At 44.2% G+C, this 24,791-nt stretch carries 24 protein-coding genes and 1 rRNA gene (1 of these 25 running past the window's edge); 23 read left to right on the top strand and 2 right to left on the bottom strand.

The window, feature by feature from the left end:
• Positions 1-58: 58 nt before the first annotated feature.
• The 11 genes from acpS (at position 59) to rimI (ending at position 8,660) form a co-directional block, all read left to right on the top strand.
• Positions 59-439: a holo-ACP synthase gene (gene acpS, locus ACZ449_RS01895; RefSeq protein ID WP_464261960.1), complete on the top strand. Its 381-nt coding sequence runs from the start codon at positions 59-61 to the stop codon at positions 437-439.
• On the top strand, positions 439-1,989 hold the full coding sequence (locus tag ACZ449_RS01900) for an NAD(P)H-hydrate dehydratase (protein WP_464259406.1): 1,551 nt from the start codon (positions 439-441) through the stop codon (positions 1,987-1,989). Before acpS ends, ACZ449_RS01900 begins: the two co-directional genes overlap by 1 nt.
• An 87-nt stretch (positions 1,990-2,076) precedes the next feature.
• Entirely contained in the window at positions 2,077-2,352 is a 276-nt protein-coding gene (locus ACZ449_RS01905; protein ID WP_021166793.1) for a CopG family ribbon-helix-helix protein, read from the top strand.
• A gap of 2 nt (positions 2,353-2,354) precedes the next feature.
• Positions 2,355-2,705, top strand: coding sequence for a type II toxin-antitoxin system PemK/MazF family toxin (locus tag ACZ449_RS01910; protein ID WP_464259407.1), 351 nt, complete (start codon positions 2,355-2,357; stop codon positions 2,703-2,705).
• Positions 2,706-2,902: 197 nt separating this feature from the next.
• Complete coding sequence (locus tag ACZ449_RS01915; protein ID WP_464259408.1) at positions 2,903-3,796, top strand: ComEC/Rec2 family competence protein; 894 nt, start codon at positions 2,903-2,905, stop codon at positions 3,794-3,796.
• 2 nt (positions 3,797-3,798) lie between these two features.
• Complete coding sequence (locus ACZ449_RS01920) at positions 3,799-4,032, top strand: DUF3006 domain-containing protein (RefSeq protein WP_464259409.1); 234 nt, start codon at positions 3,799-3,801, stop codon at positions 4,030-4,032.
• Between the two features lie 117 nt (positions 4,033-4,149).
• A complete protein-coding gene (locus ACZ449_RS01925) occupies positions 4,150-5,259 on the top strand; it encodes an N-acetylmuramoyl-L-alanine amidase family protein (RefSeq protein ID WP_464261961.1) in 1,110 nt (369 codons plus the stop codon).
• Positions 5,260-5,269: 10 nt separating this feature from the next.
• Positions 5,270-5,851 carry a GerMN domain-containing protein gene (locus tag ACZ449_RS01930; RefSeq protein WP_464259410.1) on the top strand — a complete coding sequence of 194 codons (582 nt, stop codon included), beginning with the start codon at positions 5,270-5,272 and terminating at the stop codon, positions 5,849-5,851.
• A gap of 172 nt (positions 5,852-6,023) precedes the next feature.
• The gene (gene thiL, locus ACZ449_RS01935) at positions 6,024-7,532 is read left to right on the top strand and encodes a thiamine-phosphate kinase (RefSeq protein WP_464259411.1); all 1,509 of its coding nucleotides are present in this window, start codon (positions 6,024-6,026) and stop codon (positions 7,530-7,532) included.
• A complete protein-coding gene (gene tsaB / locus ACZ449_RS01940; RefSeq protein ID WP_464259412.1) occupies positions 7,513-8,211 on the top strand; it encodes a tRNA (adenosine(37)-N6)-threonylcarbamoyltransferase complex dimerization subunit type 1 TsaB in 699 nt (232 codons plus the stop codon). The genes thiL and tsaB overlap by 20 nt, the downstream gene beginning before the upstream one ends.
• Positions 8,211-8,660: a ribosomal protein S18-alanine N-acetyltransferase gene (rimI, locus tag ACZ449_RS01945; protein ID WP_464259413.1), complete on the top strand. Its 450-nt coding sequence runs from the start codon at positions 8,211-8,213 to the stop codon at positions 8,658-8,660. The genes tsaB and rimI overlap by 1 nt, the downstream gene beginning before the upstream one ends.
• A 235-nt stretch (positions 8,661-8,895) precedes the next feature.
• Here rimI and ACZ449_RS01950 read toward each other — a convergent pair whose 3' ends face one another.
• Positions 8,896-9,096: a small, acid-soluble spore protein, alpha/beta type gene (locus ACZ449_RS01950; protein WP_464259414.1), complete on the bottom strand. Its 201-nt coding sequence runs from the start codon at positions 9,094-9,096 to the stop codon at positions 8,896-8,898.
• 126 nt (positions 9,097-9,222) lie between these two features.
• Between ACZ449_RS01950 and tsaD the strand changes: the two genes are divergently transcribed.
• From tsaD to groL, 5 genes are all read left to right on the top strand, one after another.
• On the top strand, positions 9,223-10,266 hold the full coding sequence (gene tsaD, locus ACZ449_RS01955; protein ID WP_464259415.1) for a tRNA (adenosine(37)-N6)-threonylcarbamoyltransferase complex transferase subunit TsaD: 1,044 nt from the start codon (positions 9,223-9,225) through the stop codon (positions 10,264-10,266).
• A gap of 251 nt (positions 10,267-10,517) precedes the next feature.
• On the top strand, positions 10,518-11,963 hold the full coding sequence (locus ACZ449_RS01960) for a sensor histidine kinase (RefSeq protein ID WP_464259416.1): 1,446 nt from the start codon (positions 10,518-10,520) through the stop codon (positions 11,961-11,963).
• A 1-nt stretch (position 11,964) separates the two neighbouring features.
• On the top strand, positions 11,965-12,546 hold the full coding sequence (locus tag ACZ449_RS01965) for an ANTAR domain-containing response regulator (protein ID WP_464259417.1): 582 nt from the start codon (positions 11,965-11,967) through the stop codon (positions 12,544-12,546).
• A 210-nt stretch (positions 12,547-12,756) separates the two neighbouring features.
• Positions 12,757-13,038: a co-chaperone GroES gene (gene groES, locus ACZ449_RS01970; protein WP_464259418.1), complete on the top strand. Its 282-nt coding sequence runs from the start codon at positions 12,757-12,759 to the stop codon at positions 13,036-13,038.
• Between the two features lie 46 nt (positions 13,039-13,084).
• The gene (gene groL, locus ACZ449_RS01975) at positions 13,085-14,731 is read left to right on the top strand and encodes a chaperonin GroEL (RefSeq protein WP_464259419.1); all 1,647 of its coding nucleotides are present in this window, start codon (positions 13,085-13,087) and stop codon (positions 14,729-14,731) included.
• A gap of 202 nt (positions 14,732-14,933) precedes the next feature.
• Here the strand turns inward: groL and ACZ449_RS01980 are convergent, their stop codons facing one another.
• Positions 14,934-15,458 (bottom strand): hypothetical protein, encoded by a 525-nt coding sequence (locus ACZ449_RS01980; RefSeq protein ID WP_464259420.1) that lies wholly within the window; start codon positions 15,456-15,458, stop codon positions 14,934-14,936.
• A gap of 221 nt (positions 15,459-15,679) precedes the next feature.
• Here ACZ449_RS01980 and pdaB point away from each other — a divergent pair, with 221 nt between their 5' ends.
• From pdaB to ACZ449_RS02015, 7 genes are all read left to right on the top strand, one after another.
• Complete coding sequence (pdaB, locus tag ACZ449_RS01985) at positions 15,680-16,420, top strand: polysaccharide deacetylase family sporulation protein PdaB (RefSeq protein ID WP_464259421.1); 741 nt, start codon at positions 15,680-15,682, stop codon at positions 16,418-16,420.
• 207 nt (positions 16,421-16,627) lie between these two features.
• On the top strand, positions 16,628-18,169 hold the full coding sequence (gene guaA / locus ACZ449_RS01990) for a glutamine-hydrolyzing GMP synthase (protein ID WP_464259422.1): 1,542 nt from the start codon (positions 16,628-16,630) through the stop codon (positions 18,167-18,169).
• A 242-nt stretch (positions 18,170-18,411) separates the two neighbouring features.
• Positions 18,412-19,248 (top strand): pyruvate, water dikinase regulatory protein, encoded by an 837-nt coding sequence (locus ACZ449_RS01995; RefSeq protein ID WP_464259423.1) that lies wholly within the window; start codon positions 18,412-18,414, stop codon positions 19,246-19,248.
• Positions 19,241-21,898, top strand: a complete 2,658-nt coding sequence (gene ppdK / locus ACZ449_RS02000) for a pyruvate, phosphate dikinase (RefSeq protein WP_464259424.1) — start codon at positions 19,241-19,243, stop codon at positions 21,896-21,898. Before ACZ449_RS01995 ends, ppdK begins: the two co-directional genes overlap by 8 nt.
• A gap of 102 nt (positions 21,899-22,000) precedes the next feature.
• Complete coding sequence (locus ACZ449_RS02005; protein ID WP_464259425.1) at positions 22,001-22,720, top strand: transposase; 720 nt, start codon at positions 22,001-22,003, stop codon at positions 22,718-22,720.
• Positions 22,717-23,586 (top strand): IS3 family transposase, encoded by an 870-nt coding sequence (locus ACZ449_RS02010; RefSeq protein WP_464259426.1) that lies wholly within the window; start codon positions 22,717-22,719, stop codon positions 23,584-23,586. The genes ACZ449_RS02005 and ACZ449_RS02010 overlap by 4 nt, the downstream gene beginning before the upstream one ends.
• Before the next feature lie 445 nt (positions 23,587-24,031).
• Positions 24,032-24,791: ribosomal RNA gene (locus ACZ449_RS02015) — 16S ribosomal RNA — on the top strand (it continues 798 nt past the right edge of the window).

The raw sequence follows: 24,791 nt of genomic DNA on the forward strand, positions 1-24,791 counted from the left end.
TGTAGTTTTTGGAAACTTGGTATATAATTATAGGTGTAAACTTATGGTAGGTGATGACATGGTTATTGGTATTGGTATTGATATTGTTGAGATAAAACGGATAAAAGCGGCTATTGCCCGCGAAGCATTTGTTAAACGAGTATTTACGGCTGCTGAAGCGGCCTACTGCTCTAGCCGGGGTGTGCAGCAGGCGGCCTCATTTGCTGCAAGGTTTGCCGCTAAAGAGGCGGTGGCTAAAGCGCTTGGCAGCGGTTTTGCTGGCGGGAATATCCGAGATATTGAAGTTATCGTTGGAGAGCGCGGTAAACCGGGGATTGTTTTACATGGTAGTTTTGCTATAGTAGCTGCTAACTTGGGGGTTACAGCCGTACATATTTCGCTGACACATGCCCAAGAATATGCAGCTGCGCAGGCGGTTTTAGAGGGAGGAAGTATGTAATGAGAGCAGCAACAGCGGCGGAAATGCGGGAGATTGACCGTATTGCGATTAATGATTATGGTATTCCTGGAACTGTATTAATGGAGAATGCCGGAGTGGCGGTAGTACGGCATTTGGAGTCAATTATGGAACCGTTGTCTGAGCGCCGGTTTTGCATTTTTGCAGGAAAAGGCAATAATGGTGGTGATGGTTATGTCATTGCCAGACACCTTGTTAATCAAGGCGCGAAAGTAAAGGTGTTCTTGCTTGGTGAAAAAGCAGCAGTCAGCGGCGATGCCCGTATCAATCTGGATATAATTGATAAGATGAACATTGATATCATGGAAATTACCAGTGAGCGCGACTGGGATAAAGTTAGAGTGGCGGCCACGTTTGCTGATTGTTTAGTAGATGCACTGTTAGGTACAGGGTTTCGCGGTGAAGTGGGCGGAGATATGGCCCGGGTTATTGATTGTATTAATGATGCCGGGAAAGCAGTTGTTGCTGTAGATATTCCTTCTGGTGTAGAGGCTGATACAGGTCGGATTTGTGGCAAAGCAGTGCGCGCTGCGCATACTGTAACTTTCGGTCTGCCGAAACCAGGTTTATTTTTATATCCAGGAGCAGCGTTTGCGGGCGAACTGATGGTAGCTGATATTGGCATTCCTACTGCGATTGTGGCTGGACAGCAAATTAAACAAAATATCGTAATGGCTGGTGCTGTCCGTACACTATTGCCGCAGCGCAGTCCAGACGCCCACAAGGGAATGAGTGGCCGAGTTGCGGTGGTGGCTGGTTCACAAGGGTTGAGCGGAGCAGCGGCCATGACGGCTGAGGCTGCCCTCAGAGCAGGGGCGGGTTTGATTACCTTGGCTGTTCCTAGTGGGATTCAAAATGTAGTAGCAGTGAAATTGACCGAAGTCATGACTAAGGCACTTGCCGAAACGGCAACTGGCGGTATTAGCCTGGATGCTGTGGTTGAAATTACCGAGTTGGCGGCCAATAAGGATGTGTTAGCAATTGGTCCTGGACTGGGCCGCCATGAAGCAACAGCGGCAGCAGTGCGGGCTGCAATTACTACAGTGGAATGTCCCTTGGTTATTGATGCCGATGCTTTATATGCTCTGGCAGGCTATACAGACTTGCTATCTGATTGTGCGGCTTTGCCAGTATTAACACCACACCCAGGTGAGATGGGGTTATTGACCGGACTTTCGGTTCAGGCAGTAAATGCTGATCGTGTAACGGTTGCCCGAGAAGCGGCAGGGCAGTGGGGCTGCATTATTGTATTAAAAGGAGCACATACAATTGTTGCATTTCCGGATGGTGAAGTATATATTAATACTACAGGCAATGCAGGTATGGCGACTGGTGGCACTGGTGATGCGCTTACCGGTATTATTGCGGCCATGATTGCTCAAGGGATGTCAAGCCACGATGCCGCCGTAGCTGGCGTATATATTCACGGTTTGGCTGGAGATATTGCGGCAGAGGCAGGAATGGTCGGAATGGCAGCAACCGATTTGATTAAAGCTGTTCCAGCCGCATTGTACGGCTTAAAGTGCTGCTAAAGTATATAAAAAAGTTGACACTGGTATAGCAGTGCTTATATAATAATACTATCTTTTAATATGCTCCATACTGGCGGGGGTGATGGTGTGGCCGAACTACGGCGAATTATGATAAGTATTCCAAATGCATTGTTACAAGAGGTTGATGGCATAATAGCTATGGACAAATTAAGTAGAAGTCAGTTTGTCCGGGATGCCATGCGTCTCTATATAGAAGACCGCAAGCGAAAAGCTGTACGCGATATGATGAAAAAGGGTTATCAGGAAATGGCAGTCATTAACCTGACATTAGCTGAGGAAGGCTTATTGGCAGATGTTGACACGTTTGAGCTAATGCCTGGCCTACTGGCGGAGCGTGAATAACGATGATTGTCAAACGTGGGGATATCTATTATGCTAATCTGAGTCCGGTGGTAGGCTCAGAACAGGGTGGCCACAGGCCAGTCTTGATTATCCAGAATGATGTTGGTAATAAATATAGCCCAACAGTTATTGTCGCGGCCATTACTTCGCAGATTTCTAAGGCGAAGTTACCTACCCATGTTGAAGTAAATGCTAAACAATATAATCTGGAAAAAGACTCTGTTGTATTATTAGAGCAGCTGCGTACTATTGATAAGCGGCGTCTGCGGGACAAGGTAACTCATTTAAGTGAAGAAATCATGAATAAGGTGGACGAGGCAGTACGGATAAGCATTGGCTTGGTTCAACTTTGATATGGGATAGGATAGGCGGGCGACTGCCTATTTTTAGTTTGTTCTGCTAATTATAAGCGCCCATCTGCGTCGTTGCTCCTCAAAATGCTTGCTTGCGTACACACTCCGTACGCGGCGCTGCGCATTTTTCCGGTGCGCCTAGCATCTGGACACTTCTAATTAGCAGGGCAATTTACATTGAGGGGGAGAGATATAAATTGAACATCATTCGCAAATGGTCATGGCTGGTCATCGTTGTGACCGTTTTTTCATTGGTTTTTATGGCTGGCTGCAGCGGTAGTAAAGGTGTGCAGTCGGGTAGTAAAGACTCAGCAGGAGCGCCGCTTACGATTAAGGTATTGGATGTTGGGCAAGGCGATGCTATTCTTATCCGCACTAAGGATCAAGTAGTGCTTGTTGATACCGGGGATGTCCCGGCTAGGGATAAACTTATTAGCATGCTGAAAGCCCAGGGAATTACTACTATCGACAAACTGATTATTACCCATCCACATGCTGATCATATTGGCGGTGCAGCAGACGTATTTCAAAATTTCACGGTTAAGCAAATATATGATAGCGGTCAAAAAACTACGTCAAATTTATATAGACAATACTTAACTCAGATTCAAAAAAAGGGCATTCCTTTTACGGTAGTTAGTGCCGGTATGACAATCGAGTTGGGAAATGAAACAATACTTAAGGTGTTGGCGCCGGAAACGCCTTTTATTGGTGGTAGTGAGCCTGATTTGAATAATAACTCGATTGTGGCTAAACTGGTGTATCATAATTTCTCGATGTTGCTTACTGGTGATGCTGAAAGTGAATCGGAAGAACGTATGCTCAAAAAAGATGCCGCTATTTTAAACAGTACACTGTTAAAGAGCGGTCATCATGGTAGCAGGACATCTTCTTCGGCAGCCTTTCTACAGGCTGTAACTCCGGAAGCGGCACTTATTTCGCTTGGTGTTAACAATGAATACCATCATCCGCATCCATCCACGTTAAAGAAATACAAGGAGAAAAAAATCGAAGTATATCGTACCGACACGGATGGTACATTAACGGTTACTAGTGATGGAAAAACGTACACAATTACAAAGGAGCGGTAGACATGAAAATCAGAGCTGTAATTGATCGTTTTGAGGAGAGTAAGGCAGTGCTTTTGGCTGGAGACCAGGAAATGAGTGTGAATTGGCCCAAGGAGCTGTTGCCAATGTCTAAAGAAGGGGATATTTTGGTGATAGAGATAACCGTTGATGACGAGGCTACGAAGCGAGCACAGGCGGAAGTGGATGAACTTTTTGAGCAAATTACGCGACAGAATCAAGGGGATTCCAGCCAATAATCGTACTGTTCTACAAATTTAGTGCAAACATTTTATTTTTATAATACTTGTGACTTAAGTCCTGCAGGAATTTTGACAATAAACACGAAGTTAATAAAGACACTTCGCGGTTTGGAGGTGCCTTTATTGCGAAAAATAGTGTTGTTGCTGCTGCTTACCTTGTTTGGTGTTTCCTGGTTAGGTATTGATGCTGCTGCGGCTGCTATGCCGTCAGCCAAGCCTGCCATAGGACAAGCTGTGGGTAGCAAAAATTTAGAACTTAGTCAAGTACGCTGGGCTAATCATACCGAAGCCCTTACCGGTGCTGCTAAGCTAAGGCTGGTTATGGATGTATCTGGCCCTGTCAAGGCTAGTGGTGTAATTATTAATGCGCCTACGCCGCGTCTGGTTGTGACTGTAACAGGGACAACCCCGGGCAAAGGCGTAGCGGACCTTACTTTTGACGGGCAAGTTGTCGAAAAGGTTAGTTTTGATATCAGTGGTACAGATACCAAAGTAACTTTTGATTTGCCGCTGAAGGTCGAAGCTAGCGATTACAAGGTATTTACTCTGCCTAGTGATGCCAAGGCCAATAAGCCGTTCCGGGTCGTTGTGGATATTAACAAACCTCTGCCACTACCTGATTTTTCTTTTACGGCCGGGTTAAAGAATAAGGTGATTGTTATTGACCCTGGTCATGGTGGTAGTGATTCTGGAGCTATTGGTCCAAGCCGGTATCAAGAAAAAACGGTGACTTTAGCGGTGGCCCAGAATGTACAGGATTTGTTGGAAAAAGCAGGGGCCAAGGTTATTATGACGCGCCAAGATGACCGCGATGTTTTCGGTTCGAACGCAACTGATGTCGAGGAACTCAAAGCACGTTCTTCTGTAGGTAACAATTATAAGGCTGATATATTTTTAAGTATTCATGCCGATTCTTTCTCTAATCCTGCTGCAGGTGGGACGACAACGTATTATTATCAAAAAACGCTGTATGATTCCATGATGGCTGAAGCATTACAAACAAGTCTGATTGAAGCAGGGAATTTGCAGGATCGCGGGGCTAGAACAGCCAACTTTTATGTGATTAAGCGGACCCAGATGCCAGCAGCACTTGTGGAGCTGGCCTTTATTTCCAATCCAAATGAAGAAAAACTTTTAAGCTCACCCGGGTTTCAACAGAAGATGTCTCTAGGAATAGTACGGGGGCTGGAACGGTTTTTTGACCAGGCTGCCAAGCTAAACTAAAGAGGTGGGTATGATGAAAATTAGTAGATTGATTATAATGGCTATGCTAATGGCCATAGTGTTTATGATTGCTGGGTGCGATAATGCTGCTCCAGGCAATCAGCCAACACCGGCAAATCCCGAGAACAAGGTGGCTGACAAGTCGCAACCATCCGGTAGTGCTACTGCTGAACCGGAGCGGACAATGCAGCTTGTGGTTTACCATGCTACTAAAGATGCGATGTATCTTGTACCGGAAATGCATAAAGTACCTGTCAATAGTCATCCGGCCCGTACAGCTATTGAATTATTACAGGCTGGACCCAAAAATCCTGAATTTGTTGGTGTTATGCCAGCAGGAACCCAAATGAAAAACATAACTGTCAAAGATCACATTGCCTATGTGGATTTTAATGACAAGTTAATCAAAAAGAATGGTGGCGGATCTGCCAGTGAAATTTTGTTGGTAGGCGCTATCGTGAATACTCTTACCGAGTTTCCCGATATTGAGCAGGTACAAATTCTGGTTAACGGCAAAAAGATTGAGACTATTTCTGGGCATATGGATACAAGTGAACCGCTCAGCCGGTCAGAAAAGATTATTAAAAAATAGCAAAAAACAGCAGTCCTTCTCGTGGAAGACTGCTGTTTTTGTATTGGTAATGATAAATCCTTGAGGGCAGTACAACTTTTTTTCGTGGTGTGGCATACTATTCTTGCAGGAAATACTTGCATAAAAGAGAATTTATTAGAAGCATTATGCAGCCATAGAAGGTGGTGTTTCAATGAACGAGCTTACAAAACTCGGAGAATTTGGTCTGATTGACTTAATTAAACAAGATACGATTAGTGATCATAGCAGCGTGGTTCTTGGAATTGGTGATGATGCTGCTGTGCTACTGCCAACACCGCGTCAATTGCTGCTGGTGACTACTGATATGTTAGTTGAATCTGTACATTTTGATTTGGCTACTACAACTCCCTGGCAGCTTGGTTATAAGGCAATTGCGGTTAATTTAAGTGATATTGCCGCTATGGGTGGTGTACCTCGTCACGCGGTAGTGTCGGTGGCCTTACCCCCGTCCACACCGGCAGATTTTGTCGTAAATCTGTATCAGGGCATGAAAGAAATTTGCCATGAGTTTGGTGTTAATATTGTCGGTGGTGATACTGTCTCTACTCCTCAGGGACTTGTGATCAATGTTACAGTAACTGGTGAGGTTGCGCCAGTCAATTTAGTGAGACGTTCCGGGGCACAGATTGGTGATGTTGTAGCAGTGACCGGGGTGCTGGGAAATTCAGCGGCAGGGCTGGACTTATTGTCAGTTGGCGATTGGGAGGATTTTGATTTTGCTTGGCCGCTTGTTACGGCCCATTTATCGCCGCGACCACAGGTTAAAACGGGAGCTATTTTGGCTGATGCCGGAGCCACCAGTATGGATGACGTTAGTGATGGGCTTGCTAGTGAGTCGCATGAAATAGCTAAAGCCAGTGGTGTGGGTATAAAATTATATGCCTCGCAAATTCCGCTGGCAGCTGAACTCAAAGAAGCGTCCGAAAAGCTAGGTAAGCAGGCCCTCGATTACGCACTGTATGGCGGTGAGGACTTTCAGCTCTTATTTACTATGGAATCAAATAAATATGAGGAACTGTTGCTTGCGCAGCCGGATTTGCAGTTAGCCAAGATCGGTGAGATTGTTGACAGCAGTCAGGGCGTAACACTAGTTGATGAAGCTGGCGGTGTGCAAGAACTTGAAGCCAGAGGCTATAACCACTTCCGTCAAGCGGAGACGTCTAGTATACTAGTACGTAAAACTTCCTCGGCAGAGGGAACGTACCAGTTTGGACAGGCATTGGCCAAGGTTCTCAGGCCGGGTGATGTTATCTGTTTGTCGGGCAATCTTGGTGCTGGGAAGACTTTGTTAAGCCAGGGGATTGCGGAAGGGCTCCAGGTTGCTGATGTTGTAAGCAGTCCCACTTTTACTGTTCTTAATGTTTATGAGGGTCAGAGTGCTGACAGCCAAGACGTTACGATTTATCATTTTGACTTATATCGTCTCGAACATCCAGCAGAGCTTGATGATATTGGTTTTGATCATTATGTAGATGCCGGTGGTATAGCTATTATCGAATGGCCCGAGAAATTCCTGGAATTTTTGCCAAAAGAGCACGTATGGCTGACTTTAGAGTATGGTGAGCTGCCAGACGAGCGGGTTATTAATCTCAAGGCCAAAGGGGAACGGTATCAAACGCTTTGTGAGGAGTTGGAAGAAATTGCCCATTCTAGCTATTGATACAGCCACCCTTGTATCCAGCGTGGCTATTGCCACACCGGACACGTTGGTGGCTGAACTTACGATTCAGAATCGAAAAACACATTCAGAGCGGCTCATGCCTCATATTGCCAGTTTGCTCAATATGGCTGAAATAGCACAAACTGGTTTGAAGGCAGTTGCTGTAAGTATTGGACCAGGTTCATTTACTGGTCTTAGGATTGGGTTAGCAACGGCAAAAGCCCTGGCGTATGCGCTTAATATTCCGCTTATCGGCGTACCCACCCTTGCGGCCCTCGCGTTTTCCTGTCCGGTTCCAGGAGTGGTTTTGGCTCCTATGCTTGATGCCCAAAGGGGCAATGTATATTTAGGGCTATATGAATGGCTTGATGATGCTGTTTTTGAGATACAGCCGCCTCGAGTGGTTGCTTTTTCGGAGGCTCAGGCTGAGCTTGCCAAAATGGAGAAGCCTGCCCTCCTGTTGGGGGAGGCAGCAGTCATGCATAAAGCCGATATTTTTCACCCTGTACCGCCACATGTTATTATGCCTCGTGCCGGTAGTGTTGCTGTTATGGCGCAAGGTATGTATGCTAAAGGGATCAGGCATAATGTAGCTACCTTGGAACCACTATATATCAGACGGTCAGAAGCAGAGGTACTGTGGGAACGGCGGCAAGCTCAGGAGCGGGAGCGCTGCTAGTGGCTGCAATCAGTATCAGATATATGCAGACGGCAGATTTGGATGCCGTGGTGGTTGTGGAAAATAAGGCTTTTACTACGCCTTGGTCGCGCACTGCCTTTGAAGAAGAACTGGTTAGTAATGATTTGGCGCATTATCTGGTAGTTGTGGAGGAAGGTCAGTTAGTGGGTTATGGTGGCTTTTGGCTAGTGTTGGATGAAGCACATGTCACCAATATTGCTCTCTTACCTGAATGCCAGGGCCATGGCTTGGGTTCGCTGCTTTTAGAGCACATGGTTCTTAACGCCAAAATGCTGGGGGCAGTTAGTATGACACTTGAAGTTCGTCCATCCAACGTACCAGCCCGCAAACTTTATTCGCGCCGTGGTTTTGTTGAACGCGGGCTCCGGCCTAACTATTATGCCGAACTGGGCGAAGACGCGCTTATTATGTGGTTAGATAAACTATAAGAAAAGACTTGGCTTGTGCCAAGTCCTTCAGGACGCCGGCAGAAGCCTTAGTCGTTCTTATGTCAACAGAATTGTGTTATAAATTCTGGTAGACTAAAAAAAGGGGGCCGCGTGATATATTCGCAGCCCCAAAGGGTGATTGTGTAATTCAACATATGCGCGAACACATTAAAAGGTGATTAACTGAACTAGACTAAAGCGACAGGGCGGCTATAGCCGCCCTGTGCGATAAACTCTATTGGAGAGTAGATTCATACTGCTCAATCATTTTCCGAACCATGTGGCCACCTACGCGGCCGCAGTCGGCAGAGGTCATCGTTGACCAACCTTGGCTACGAACGCGCTCGGAAATCCCTAATTCATTAGCCACTTCCATTTTCATCTGGTCAAGAGCGTTTTCAGCTCCTGGGTTTACAGGTTTATTCGAGCGTGCCATGTACCTACACCTCCTTTCGCGGACTGTATGTTGCTGTCCTTGACTTTAATGTGGCTCTCTTTCACGATTTAAATACATCATTCGATCATGTAATAATTAGCAGACATATGATGGAGGTCTGTCCTTATGAAGCAAAGTTTAACATTGGCTATAGAAACAAGCTGTGATGAAACATCGGCATCTGTTGTATCCAACGGGCGTACAATTTTATCCAATATTATTTCATCACAAGTGCCAACACATCAAAAGTTTGGTGGCGTTGTACCTGAAATAGCCTCACGCAAACATATTGAACAAGTCATCCCGGTTATTGATCAGGCTTTGGTTGAAGCTGGAATAACACTGGCAGATGTCGATGCAATCGGCGTTACCTATGGTCCAGGATTAGTCGGCGCGCTCTTGGTCGGCGTAGCTACGGCCAAAACGCTGGCCTTTGCTCTTGACAAGCCGCTGATTGGCGTCAATCATTTAGAAGGCCACATTTTTGCCAACTTTTTAGCCCATAATGAATTAAAGCCACCTTTTGTGGCGCTGGTAGTGTCTGGCGGTCATACTTCACTAATTCACATCAAGGATTATAATGAGCTAGAACTATTAGGTCAAACTCGCGATGACGCCGCAGGGGAAGCCTTTGATAAAATTGCTCGGGTTATGAATTTTCCTTACCCTGGAGGTCCGCATATTGATAATGCTGCCAAAGAAGGCAATCCTGCCGCTATTGCTTTTCCCCGGGCATTTGCTGATATGGCAGGGGAAAACAAATTTGCCTTTAGTTTTAGTGGTCTAAAATCAGCGGTATTAAACTACTTACACACTGCTGCTCAGCGTGGGGAAGCAGTGTGTATTCCTGACGTAGCCGCCAGCTTTCAGGCAGCTGTTGTGGACGTATTGGTAATGAAGGCTATAGCAGCTGCCAAGCACGTTGGTGTCAATCAATTAGTTCTAGCTGGTGGGGTGGCCGCCAATTCATACCTGAAAGCTGAACTAGCCGCAGCAGCCGCTGAGCAGGAGATTGGATTCTTTTATCCGCCACCAGTACTTTGTACAGACAATGCGGCGATGATTGCCTGCCGCGCCTATTATCAGTATGTGGCTCAGGATTTTGCGGATCTTAATCTTAATGCCGTGCCCTCGCTTGCATTAGGTCACAATAAATGTGGAAAACAATAAAGAGATAATTGTGGATAATGTGGATAACTTTCCGCAAAGTGGGTAATAACCGTCGTATAACGACAAGTTAATTGTGTATAAATCTGTGGATAATGTGGATAACTCTGGGGATAACACATCTGATGGTTGTGAATCAAGATAATGATGCGTACTTTAGTCAACTTGGTACCAGCTAACAAGGAATTTTTAATAGTACAGTTGAATACATAAAGATTAACAGCCTGGGGTTTGATTTGAACGGGGGAAAGTTTATGGGTGTAGTTGCCGATGTTTGCCGAAAAATAACTGTCTTAACCGCAGTGCAAATTCAAGTAATTGAGAATGCGGCAAGCGTACTGGGATTGGCGGCTGACCTTGCGCACGCTCAGGTTACGCTATATGCTCCAGCGCGCAGTGAAAATTTTTTGGCCATTGTTGCCCAGGCTAAACCAAATACCAGTTATATTGCTTTTAAAACCAATATTCTTGGTAGTACGGTACAATCCTGTGAAGAGCCACTAATATGGCGAACACTAACCTCCGGTACTGCTATTGCCGGGCAGCGTGAGTGGGCGCTTGGTATGGATGCACTCGAAATGCGGGTTTATCCCATAAAAGATGTGACAGGTCAAATTATTGCGGCTGCAAGTTTTGAAACAAGTAACCAAGAGGCCGGCGCGGAAGGCCATGGTATGCTGGTAGAAACAGCATCTATGCTTTTAGCTATGGCAACAGTTGGCGAACCGCTGGGGCGCGAGCTTTATCGTCCACTAGGTACCCGTGACGGCATTACTATTATTGACGAGCGCGGTTATATTATTTTTGCTAATTCAGCCGCTGATGCTATTTACAAAGTTCTTGGTATCAACCGGGTTATTGGCCGACGGGTATCTGATCGCCAAGTCAACATGCGGTTGGCCCAGCAGGCATTGTCTTCAGGGCAGTCAATGGAAAAAGAATTTGAGTCTGGTAACATGATTTTAGTACAGCGGGCTATTCCAATTTTTGTCGGCGGTCTTGTGACACGTACTGTGTTTATTGTTGCTGATGTTACTGAGGTTCGTAAAAAAGAAAAAGAATTACTGGTTAAATCAGCTGTAATTCAAGAAATACATCACCGGGTAAAAAATAATCTACAAACAATTGCCAGTTTACTTAGATTGCAGTCCAGGCGCACCAAGACCCCAGAAGTCAAGGCGGCGCTCAGAGAAAGCGTTAATCGGATTTTGAGTATATCGGTTGTGCATGAGTTTTTATCTCAACAGGACAGAGGTTTTATTGATGTGGCTGAGGTTACCAAAAATATTTTGGATCTAGTAATTCAAAATATGCTTGAACCTAATTTTAATATTGAAACCGTGCTTAATGGGGAAACTGTTATTTTACCGTCTGAACAGGCAAGCAGTCTGGCCTTAGTCATCAATGAACTCATTCAAAATGCGATTGAGCACGGCTTTGTTGGACGCAAAGAGGGACTTATTGGCGTAGATATTGCAACAACGCCAGAGAATTATCAGATAGATATTTATGATGACGGTATTGGCCTACCTACGGATTTTAGCCTTGAAAATACCAACAGTCTAGGTCTACAGATTGTTCGTACACTGATAGAAAACGATCTTGGGGGAAAATTCCGTCTTTTTTCCCGTTCCGGTACTCATGCCTTTATCACCATTCCCCGCCTAACGGAGGGCGCTAAAGAGGCCAAGGAGGAATAACATGGACACTTTGCGGATAGTAATTGCAGATAATGAATCAATCATACGAATGGATCTTAAAGAAATATTGGAAGAAGCCGGACATACTGTAGTGGGCGAGGCCACAGACGGCGTACGCGCGGTAGAACTGGCCCGCAAATGCCACCCGGACCTTGTTATTATGGATATAAAAATGCCGGAAATGGATGGCATTACTGCAGCTAAAATCATCTCCAATGAAAAATTGGCGCCGGTACTGCTTTTAACTGCTTTCAGTCAGAAGGAGATTGTAGAAAAAGCCAAAGATTCAGGGGTACTTGCTTATCTGGTCAAGCCTGTAAAAGAGGCTAACTTATTTCCGGCCATGGAAATTGCCTTATCGCGGTTTCAAGAGTTTGCCGAATTAGAGCGGGAATTGGAAGAGGTTAAGAATTCACTAGAGACCAGGAAAATACTTGATCGGGCTAAAGGTATTTTGATGGACGCGTACAGTCTAACCGAAACGGAGGCCTATCGTCGTATTCAGCAATACAGCATGAGCAAACGAAAATCAATCAGGGACGTAGCGGCAGCCATTGTGGAGTCAGCTACTCGTAAAAGATAGCCATTTTTATGCCAGGGCAGAGACTTTAAAGTCTCTGCCCTAATATTTCCAGTAAGTTTTTAAAAATTTTATCTACTTTTTGCGTAAATCCCCTTGATTTTTTGCGGATAATTTTATATTATAAATTATGGAATTAGCACTCGACTTAAGCGAGTGCTAACAACAACCAAATAAATATATTATAACACACCATAAAGGGAGGTTCTTTACATGATTAAGCCATTAGGCGACAGAGTAGTGATTGAAGCTTTGGCAAAGGAAGAAATGACTAAGAGTGGTATTGTTCTTCCTGACACAGTCAAGGAGAAGCCACAAGAAGGTAAAATTGTAGCTGTTGGAACAGGTAAAACTCTGGAAAATGGCCAAAAGGTTGCCTTAGATGTTACTGTTGGCGACAAAATTATTTTCTCCAAATATGCCGGCACGGAAGTCAAGGTTGAGGGCAAAGAGTACCTCATCATCAGCGAAAGAGACATCCTGGCTATAATTTAATAATCAGCTAAACTTTAGTATAAAGTGAAAGGTAGGTAATACATAAATGGCTAAACAAATTTTGTTTGACGAAGAAGCACGCCGGGCACTCGAAAGAGGCGTAAACGCACTGGCTAATGCTGTTAAAGTTACTTTAGGACCTAAAGGACGCAACGTAGTACTTGATAAAAAATTTGGCGCTCCAGCTATCACCAATGACGGCGTAACCATCGCTCGTGATATTGATCTGGAAGATCCGTTTGAAAATATGGGAGCACAGCTTGTAAAAGAAGTTGCTACCAAAACTAACGATATTGCTGGTGACGGTACCACCACAGCTACTTTGCTGGCACAAGCCATGATTCGTGAAGGCATGAAAAATGTTGCTGCCGGTGCTAACCCTATGATTATAAAAAAAGGTATTCAAAAGGCAGTAAACTTGCTTGTTGAAGAAATTAAGAAAAGTGCTAAAAAAGTAGAAACCAAAGATGCTATCGCCCAAGTTGCTTCTATTTCCGCTGGTGATGCAGAAATTGGCACACTGATTGCAGAAGCTATGGAAAAAGTCGGTAAAGACGGTGTAATCACTGTTGAAGAGTCCAAAACCATGGGTACCGACCTTGATGTTGTAGAAGGTATGCAGTTTGACCGTGGTTACATTTCCCCATACATGGTTACTGATCCGGATAAAATGGAAGCCGTTTTAAACGATCCGTATATTCTTATTACTGACCGCAAGATTGGTGCTATTGCTGACCTGCTGCCAGTACTGGAAAAAGTAGTTCAGCAAGGCAAAGAATTATTAATTGTTGCTGAAGACGTAGAAGGTGAAGCACTGGCAACATTAGTTGTTAACAAACTTCGTGGCACCTTCCGTGCGGTAGCTGTAAAATCTCCTGGTTTCGGCGATCGCAGAAAAGCTATGTTGGAAGACATTGCTATTCTTACCGGTGGCGCTGTTATCACCGAAGAACTCGGCCGCAAGCTTGATAGTGTAACTTTGGAAGATCTTGGTCGTGCTCGTCAAGTGCGTGTAACCAAAGAAGAAACTACTGTCATTGATGGCAGCGGTCAAGCGGAAGAAATCAAAAAACGCGTTGGTCAAATTCGCGCTCATATCGAAGAAACTACTTCCGATTTCGACAAAGAAAAACTGCAAGAACGTCTGGCTAAATTGGCTGGCGGCGTAGCTGTTATCCAAGTCGGTGCTGCTACTGAAGTGGAACTCAAAGAAAAGAAACTGCGCATTGAAGATGCTCTTAATGCAACTCGCGCTGCTGTTGAAGAAGGCATTGTAGCTGGTGGTGGTACTACCTTCATCGACATTCAGTCTAGCTTAGACAGTTTGAAACTTACTGGTGACGAAAAAACGGGTGTGCAAATCGTTAGACGCGCCATTGAAGAGCCAGTACGCCAAATTGCTAACAATGCTGGCTTAGAAGGCTCAGTTGTTGTTGAGAATGTTAAAAAAGCCGGTAAAGGCCAGGGCTTTGATGCTCTGAATGAAAAATATATTGACATGATTGCTGCTGGTATTGTTGACCCAGCCAAAGTTACTCGTTCAGCGCTGCAAAACGCTGCTAGTATCGCGGCTATGGTTCTTACCACAGAAACTCTTATCGCTGATAAGCCAGAAAAAGACGCTGGTGCAGCTGCTGGCATGGGCGGCATGGGCGGAATGGGTGGCATGGGCGGAATGGGTGGCATGATGTAAGCAACATCATTCGCTGATTGGTCACATAGTGCTTAAAAAAACTAGAGGTTTCGCATTAATTCACTGAATTTTTGCGAGGCCTCTTTTTTCTTTGTTTTGCGACTGTATTGGTATTAGTCAGGTTGCTATAACAGCATTAAAATAACGCCGTCCATATCGGGCGGCGTTTAAAGGAAAAAGAAAGAATAGCAGATTTTTTGATTTATTCGTCAAGGATCTCTGCTGGGGATAATTTATCAATTTTATGAGTACACATTTTGCGAAAATATTCCAAACTGGCTTCGTATTTATTTTGATCAGTACTTTCCTCAAAACATATTCTTTGAACAGCTGTACGTATTGTTGGTGATAATCTTTTTTTGTTGGTGATTTCCTCGCTAAGAATTAACTCTAATTCATGTTCTTTTTTATAGTTACTTGACCGTATCCAATAGTACAATTTAGTATACGCTATTGCCGTGAAAAAGGCATTGCCAGCATCACTGTAAACGAAGTCTGAAGGCAATTTTACTATAGCATTTTTGCATAGTTGGCATAGTTGTTCGTATAATGGATTAAATTGTTCATGCTGTGGTTCGGAAATTTGTATGAGCTGCTGGCAGGTATCTTGTATGTTGCAGGTAAGTTCTTGAATTAATTCTTGATTTTTATCGTAAATCGACAGGAATTCTTCATTTTTAGTAGATTCACGAATGAATAGTGATTTTATATTTGAAAAAACACTCATCGTTCATTTCTCCTCATCATCTTTTAGTCTTTCGGCCTTTAGGGTATTAGATGTATTTTGGGGGCTAAGCCCGAGTTTCAGCGTGATATAATTCTATTATACTATATTAATGTATAAACAATAGTAACATTTTAGTTTGGTAGCCCATGTGTATGAAGTGCCAAGCATAATCATCCCACCTAATGCATACATACTACTGTACTGCGGAGGGAGGGGGAACTATGATTATTAACTTGCATCGTCTGTTTCATCACCGGAATATTTTCTATAGTATTATTGGTTTATTTGCTATATCAGCCATGTATGTGCAGGTCGCTGACGTAATTTCTGGCGGTCCAATAGCGATTGCCGGGACTCGAACTGACCAAAAGGTTGTAGCGCTTACCTTTGATCATTCCTGGGGCAATAAATTTACACCGTCAATCTTAGATACATTGCAAAAAAATAATATTCATTCCACCTTCTTTATTATGGGGCCTTGGTCCAAGAAATTTCCTGAGGTAGCACAGCGTATAGCCCAAGATGGTCACGAGATTGCCAGTCATGGTTATCGGCACGAAAACTATGGCGATAGGTCGGCTGAATGGGTAAAGGAAGATATTACGAAAGCTCATGAGCAAATTAAAGAGGTTACAGGAGTGGAACCCCGACTTTTGCGTCCGCCTAATGGTCACTATAGTCAAAAATCATTAAAGGCCACTGATGAATTGGGGTATAAAACGATCATCTGGAATGTAGATTCGCTGGACTGGAAAAATCCTGGGAGAGATGTTATTGTTGAAAGAGTTATGAAGCGTCTTAAACCGGGGGCGATTATTTTGATGCATGCTTCTGATACCCCTGTACAGACTGCTGATGCTCTGCCGATTCTCATTGAGAAAATGCAGGCTGAGGGCTATCGTTTTGTTACCGTGGGAGAACTATTAGAAAAGTATAGCGATAATGGGATCCAGCGGCATTAAAACAGCGAGATTGTTACTGCTTGTACTGCGATGGCTTGATAGATAATAGTCATGCAGAACAAGGGGAAACAATCTTGTTTTTTTACTTAGTTTTCTTCCTTGGCAGGAATTTGGCGATATATGGCGAAATCCATGAGATTGCATAAAGTTTCAGGCTTATGCCGATAACTAAATTTACCGAACTATCTGAGGTGGAGGTCTCTATACATGATGACAGAAAAACAAGAAATGATTTTGGTTATGGATTTTGGCGGCCAATATAGTCAGCTAATTGCCAGACGAATCCGCGAGTGCGGAGTTTATTGTGAAATTGTGCCATTTAATACTAGTATTGATAAAATTCGTCAAATGGCCCCGAAAGGTATAGTTTTTTCCGGCGGCCCATCTAGTGTCTACGGCGAAGGTGCACCTAAATGTGATCCACAGGTATTTGACATTAATTTGCCAGTTTTGGGCATTTGCTATGGTATGCAGCTGGCAGCCCATACCCTGGGCGGTAAAGTCGCTCATGCCGAATCGCGCGAATATGGTAACACCAAACTGTTGGTTGATAAAAACGAAGGGTTTTTTACAGAAATTAATGCCGAAACTCAAGTATGGATGAGCCATGGTGATTATATTACTGAGCCGCCGACAGGATTTACTATTACCGCACATACCAATAGTACACCAGTAGCTGCGATGGAAAACCGGGATCGGCGTATTTACGGTGTGCAGTTTCACCCAGAGGTAGTGCATACTCCAGAGGGTATGCAAATGCTCAAGAATTTCTTATTTACTATCTGTGGCTGTAACGGCGATTGGAATATGGGTTCGTTTGTTGATCAGGCTGTTGCTAAAATTCAGGCGCAGATCGGGAATAAACGCGTGCTGTGTGCATTAAGTGGTGGTGTCGATTCTTCCGTTGCTGCGGTGTTGGTGCATCGCGCTGTAGGGGAGCAGTTGACCTGCGTATTTGTAAATCATGGTTTCCTGCGCAAAGGTGAAGCCGAACAAGTTGTGAAAACTTTCCGTGATGGCTTTAAAATGAATTTGGTGTATGTAGATGCTGTTGACCGCTTTATGAAGCGACTGCAGGGCGTGACTGAGCCGGAACAAAAACGAAAAATTATCGGCGAAGAGTTTATTCGCGTATTTGAAGCGGAATCGACTAAACTAGGCGATATTGATTATCTGGTACAGGGAACGTTATATCCTGATGTGGTTGAAAGTGGAACCGCTACGGCTGCTGTTATCAAGAGCCACCATAATGTAGGCGGCCTGCCGGAAGATATGAAGTTTGAGTTGATCGAACCGCTTAGAGACCTGTTTAAAGATGAAGTTCGGACGCTAGGCCGTGAAATTGGCCTGGAGGAAGACATTGTGTCTCGTCAGCCTTTCCCCGGTCCTGGTTTAGCAATTAGAATTATCGGCGAAATTACCGAAGAACGTTTAGAAATTCTACGCGAAGCCGATTCTATTGTATATCAGGAGATTAAAGCGGCCGGTTTGTACCGCAAGATATGGCAATCATTTGCCGTATTGCCTGCGATGAAGAGTGTCGGGGTCATGGGTGATGAGCGGACATATGCCTACACTATTGGTCTACGAATCGTAGAAAGTGAAGATGGTATGACTGCGGATTGGGTACGTCTGCCGTATGAGGTGCTTGACGCCATATCGCGGCGAATTGTTAATGAGGTCAAAGGGGTAAATCGAATTGTCTATGATATTACCTCTAAACCACCATCTACAATTGAATGGGAATAATGTAGAATACCAAAACTATGGATGGTTAAAAACTATCCATAGTTTTTTTATTATCTTGGAAGGAAAAAGGGAATTCATGTTGAATAGGTTGTAATTAGAGTATGCTAATGGTTCTTAAATTCTATTTAGTATACTATATTTAGAAGCGTGGGGTGATTAGAAGGCAAGTGGTTTGTTAAATGTTTTTCCTAGTAAAAATATTTAACTAGCAGGATGAGTAATGACGGCAATTTGAGGGGGTAATGGCTATACGTCCAGCCAGTAACATGCCAACCGTGTATATTATGTCCGATTCAATCGGCGAAACCGCCGAACTTGTGGTAAGAGCGGCAGCCAGTCAATTTGCTGGTGCCAAGATAAACTTTAAGCGCAAACCTCATCTTAATTCAGCTGAAGAAATAGTGGGTGCTTTAGAGGAGGCCGCACAGCTTGGTGCGGTTGTGGTCTATACCCTAGTGCGCCAGGATTTAAAAGAGTGTTTAGAGATTAAAGCAACCGAACTTGGTATAATCAGCGTTGATATTATGTATCCAGTCATTGCTGCACTAGAAAACATTACTGGTTTATTGCCACGTAATGAACCCGGTCTTATTAGAAAGGTTGACAAAGAATATTTTGCCAAAGTGGAGGCGGTTGAATTTGCCGTAAAGTATGACGATGGCAAAGCCCCCCGAGGCTTGGAGAAGGCTGACCTTGTGATAGTCGGAGTATCCCGTACCTCGAAGACGCCGTTATGTATGTATTTAGCTCATAAAGGTATTAAAGCTGCTAATGTGCCGCTTGTTGTCGAAGCACCGCCACCAGATGAACTTTTTAATGTACCAGCAAATAAAATTATTGGGCTAACAATTAGTCCAACAATTTTACAGGAAATACGAAAGCAACGATTGAAATTAATGGGTTTATCTGTAGAGACTGACTATGTAAATATGGAACGAATAGCAGCAGAGTACGAGTATGCATGGTCAATTATGCGAAAACTTAAATGCACTGTTATTGATGTAACTAACAAATCTGTAGAAGAGACGGCAGCCTATGTGCTGGACATTTACCGGAAAGGGGTAGTGACAAGTGAGTAAGTTTGTTTATCTATTTAAAGAAGGCAAAGCAGAGATGAAAGCTCTATTAGGAGGTAAAGGTGCTAATCTGGCGGAGATGACTAATATTGGGTTGCCGGTACCTCCAGGAATGACCATTACAACTGAAGCTTGTACCGAATACTATCGGTTGGGCCGAAAACTCCCAGACGGACTAATGAATGAAATTAAAAGCAATTTATCAGTAGTTGAACAGCAAGCAGATAAGAAGTTTGGTGACGTGAAAAACCCTTTATTGGTATCTGTGCGTTCTGGCGCTATGTTCTCGATGCCAGGTATGATGGATACTATCTTAAACCTGGGTCTTAATGAGGAAACTCTACAATCAGTAGCAAAAAACACAGGCAACCTTAGGTTTGCCTATGACGCTTACCGTCGATTTATTCAGATGTTTAGTGATGTTGTATTGGAAATTCCTAAATATGAATTTGAAGATATCTTGTACAGACAAAAGGATGTGCAAGGTGTGAAATATGACCAGGAGCTTACTCCGGAATCTTTGCGTAAAATTATTGATAGTTACAAAGAATTGGTGCAGGCAAAAACCAGCAAACCTTTCCCGGAAAATCCGCTAGATCAACTGGAGATGGCTATTGAGGCTGTATTCCGTTCTTGGAATAATGATAGAGCTATAGTATACCGGAATCTTAATAAGATTGACCATGACCTGGGGACAGCGGTAAATATTCAGTCTATGGTGTTTGGTAATATGGGTAATGACTCTGGTACAGGTGTGGCCTTTACTCGTAACCCTTCGACTGGTGAAAATTTATTGTACGGTGAATTTTTGACCAATGCCCAAGGGGAAGATGTGGTTGCCGGGATTCGTACTCCGCGCCCGATAGCGCAGCTTAATGATGAGATGCCTGAACTGTATACTGAGTTTGCGCGTATTGCCCGACTGTTAGAAAGTCATTACAAAAATATGCAGGATATTGAATTTACGATTGAGCGTGGGCGTCTATATATACTTCAAACACGAAATGGTAAGCGCACAGCGCAAGCCAGTGTACGTGTTGCCTTTGAACTGGCACAGGAAGGCTTGATTACCAAACAGCAAGCGTTAATGCTTGTTGAACCCGGTCAGCTTGATCAGCTATTGCATCGGCAGATTGATGGCAATGCTACTTTGAATGTTGTGGCTAAAGGTTTGCCTGCATCACCGGGAGCGGCTTCAGGAAAGGTTGTTTTTGATGCTGATGAGGCTGAGCGTATGGGCAAGGCAGGTAAAAAAGTGCTGCTCGTGCGTACCGAAACGACACCTGATGATATTCATGGGATAGTTGCTGCGCAAGGTATTTTAACCAGCAGGGGCGGTATGACTAGCCATGCTGCAGTAGTCGCACGGGGGATGGGCAAGCCCTGCGTGTGTGGTTGCGAAGCCATTCGGATTGATTATGCAAAACAAGAGTTCAACATTGGGACAATAGTAATCAAAAAAGGTGAGCTGGTTTCCATTGACGGGTCTACCGGGCGGGTAATTATAGGCGAAGTGCCGATGAAAGATCCGGAGATATCTAATGAATATAACTCGTTATTAGTTTGGGCCGACGAATTTAAACGACTTGGAATTAGAGCTAATGCCGACACTCCGGAAGATGCTAAAAAAGCCCGGGATTTTGGGGCTGTTGGGATTGGCCTTGTAAGAACAGAGCATATGTTTATGCAACAAGAACGGCTGCCCTATGTTCAACAAATGATTTTGTCTGAAACACTCGAAGAACGCCAGAAGGCATTGGCTCATCTTTTGCCAATGCAAGAAGGTGATTTTTACGGAATACTACAAGCTATGGAAGGGTTTCCTGTCACCATTCGCCTGTTAGACCCACCGCTGCATGAGTTCCTCCCCAGTCTTGAGGAATTGCTTGTGGAAACTACTGAGCTTAAAATAACTGGGAAAACCCCAAAATTGCTAGATGAAAAATTACAGTTATTAAAGAAAGTACGGGCCTTACACGAATTCAACCCAATGCTTGGTCATCGCGGCTGCCGTCTGGGCATAACCTTCCCGGAAATTTATGAAATGCAAATGCAAGCTATTTTCAACGCAGCGGCCAGACTTACCAAAGAAGGGTATAAAGTATTGCCAGAAGTTGAAATCCCATTAACCATAGATGTAAACGAAATGAAGTTCTTTAGAGAAAAAATTGAAGTGATTGCTGCAGCAACTATGAAAGCAGCCAATGTTACCTTCCATTACTCTATCGGTACAATGATTGAAATGCCGCGGGCTGCTCTTTTGGCGGAAGAATTGGCGGAGTACTGTGATTTCTTTAGCTTTGGGACTAATGATTTGACGCAGACTACGCTAGGATTTAGCAGAGATGATGCTGAAGGGAAATTCCTGCCGCATTATCTTGAACGCAAAATTTTAAAAGAAAACCCATTTATCGCTATTGATCAAAAGGGTGTTGGTAAGCTTATGCGTATAGCTGTCGAAGGCGGACGCAAGGTTCGTCCAGGGCTGGAGATTGGCATTTGTGGTGAGCATGGTGGTGAACCCAGTTCAGTCAGATTCTGTCATGAAATAGGCCTAAACTATGTCAGCTGCTCACCATATCGTGTACCATTGGCTAGATTAGCAGCAGCGCAAGCAGCTATTAGTGATGGTGAAAGTATCGGGACAAGGTAAGTCCAAATGAAATAAAATAAATGCCCCCGGGTATTGCTAAATGATATGCTACCCCTAGATAGGACAATGAAAAAACAAATTGTCTTGTCTGGGGGTAATTTTATGCCACATAAAGGAAAAGTATTGATTGCTTTAAAGATAGATGCTTGCAAGAAGTACTTGGCAAAAAGCATAAGCATAGCCGATATAGCAAATACCTTGGAAGTTGACCACAAAACAGTGAGGGTCTGGATTTGTCAGTACCAGTCAGAAGGTGAAGCTGGCTTACAATCGCAGAAGAACAATCGAGTATATCCGCCGGAACTGAAGCTTGCAGCTGTGACCGATTATCTGCAAGGTGATGATTCCCTATTGGGTATTTGCAAAAAATACCAGATTCACTCTGATTCCCAATTGCGTCATTGGCTAACGCAGTATAATGGACATGAGGAGTTCAAGCTCCGGTCAGGAGGAAGCCGAATCATGTCAAAAGCTAGAAAGATGACACTGAATGAGCGTGTGGAAATCGCCGAATACTGTCTTGCCCATGATACGAATTATGGCGAAGCAGCCCTGAAATACCAGGTATCGTACCAACAGGTATACCAGTGGACAAAAAAATACCTAGAAATGGGAAATGCAGGTCTGGAAGATCGGCGTGGGCATCGGGCTGGAACATTGCCTGGCCGTACCTCGCAAGAAGAACTACAGGCTGAAGTTGCCCAGTTGAAACACAAGAACTGGAGGCTGCAGATGGAAGTTGACGTGCTAAAAAAACTGAAGGAACTGGAAAGAAGGGATGTCTTGGCTTCACGCGCCAAGAACGAGAATATGAAGCCGTGAAAGCCTTAGCTGAAGATAGTCAACAGCATTATCCGGTTGAGATATTGTGTAAAATCCTGCATGTCAGCCGGTCGGCCTATTACCATTGGCGTAATGACGGCAAAAGCCTGCATGAACAAGAAAATGAACGGCTAGCCAAAGAAGTTATAGAAATCCATGAGCAGCATCCGGATAAAGGGTACCGCCGGATTCGGGATGATCTAAATCGCAAATACAATGAACAGGTAAATGACAAACGTATCCTGCGGATTGCTCGGAAACTCCATATCCAGTCTACGATAAAGAACCCCCATAACTGTTGCACCCGTCGTGCATCAAATCCGGATTATATAGCAGATAATATCCTGAACCGCAAGTTCCATGCAGATTGCCCTAATGAAAAATGGCTGACGGATGTAAGTGAATTTAAATACTTTGAAGGTCCGGTTGTGCACAAGCTTTATCTGAGCGCCATATTGGATCTCTACGATCGCAGGATTGTGTCATTTGTATTAAGCGACCACAACGATAACCGGCTGGCGTTTGATACGTTCGATGCAGCAGCAAAAGCAGAACCTGCAGCACATCCACTGTTTCACAGCGATCGCGGATTCCAGTATACGAGCCGCAGATTTCACAAAAGACTCATTAAAAAGGAAATGACACAAAGCATGTCCCGTGTGGCCCACTGCATTGACAATGGGCCAATGGAGGGGTTCTGGGGAATACTGAAACGCGAGATGTACTATACTCGGAAATTCACCAGTAGAACGGAATTAATGCATGCAATCCGTAGTTATATTCACTACTACAACTTTGACCGGTTACAACGAAAGCTGGACGTTATGACACCTTATGAATACCACGAACATTACAGGGCTGCATAAGAAAAACAGCCCATCTAAACGGATGAGCTGTAAAAAAATCTTTATATTTTTTGATTGTCCTATTGACGGGGAGCACACCAAAAAAAATCCCGGGGGCGTATTATTTTCCTATAAATTATATACAATAAGTGTGTTGACATTTAATTAATGAAATGATAATATAAATAAGTCGCTGATTGATGCGACAAAATATTCTTAAATGAATCAAAAGTTACTAATAAAATATTATGTTGACACGATGCAATAAGCGTGATAACATATAGAAACGTCGCAACGCTGAATATCAGCGCCAATGCGAACAACAAAAGGTGTTCCCTGAAAACTGAACAATGTAAGTAATGCATCATAAAAGCCAGATGTGCGGTTGTATGTCGCTTGCGACATACAACACAAAAACAATTTCTTACTATGATTTATAGAGCCAACAAATGGCTTCAATAATAATTTATTGGAGAGTTTGATCCTGGCTCAGGACGAACGCTGGCGGCGTGCCTAACACATGCAAGTCGAACGGAGTATCCAGCAATGGATGCTTAGTGGCGAACGGGTGAGTAACGCGTAGACAACCTGCCTCTAAATTGGGGACAACACCGCGAAAGTGGTGCTAATACCGAATGTGGTATCTTGGTCGCATGATTAAGATAAGAAAGGTGGCCTCTATTTATAAGCTACCGATTAGAGATGGGTCTGCGTCTGATTAGCTAGTTGGTGAGGTAATGGCTCACCAAGGCAACGATCAGTAGCCGGTCTGAGAGGATGAACGGCCACACTGGGACTGAGACACGGCCCAGACTCCTACGGGAGGCAGCAGTGGGGAATCTTCCGCAATGGACGAAAGTCTGACGGAGCAACGCCGCGTGAGTGAAGAAGGTCTTCGGATTGTAAAGCTCTGTCGTTTGGGACGAACGTATCTTGTGTGAATAATGCAGGGTAATGACGGTACCAAAGGAGGAAGCCACGGCTAACTACGTGCCAGCAGCCGCGGTAATACGTAGGTGGCAAGCGTTGTCCGGAATTATTGGGCGTAAAGGGCGTGTAGGTGGATTTTTAAGTCGTGTGTCTAAGTGCGGGGCTCAACCCCGTATAGGCGCAGGAAACTGGGAATCTTGAGTGCAGGAGAGGAAAGTGGAATTCCCAGTGTAGCGGTGAAATGCGTAGATATTGGGAGGAACACCAGTGGCGAAGGCGACTTTCTGGACTGTGTC

It is taken from the genome of Desulfosporomusa polytropa (genome assembly GCF_055380075.1).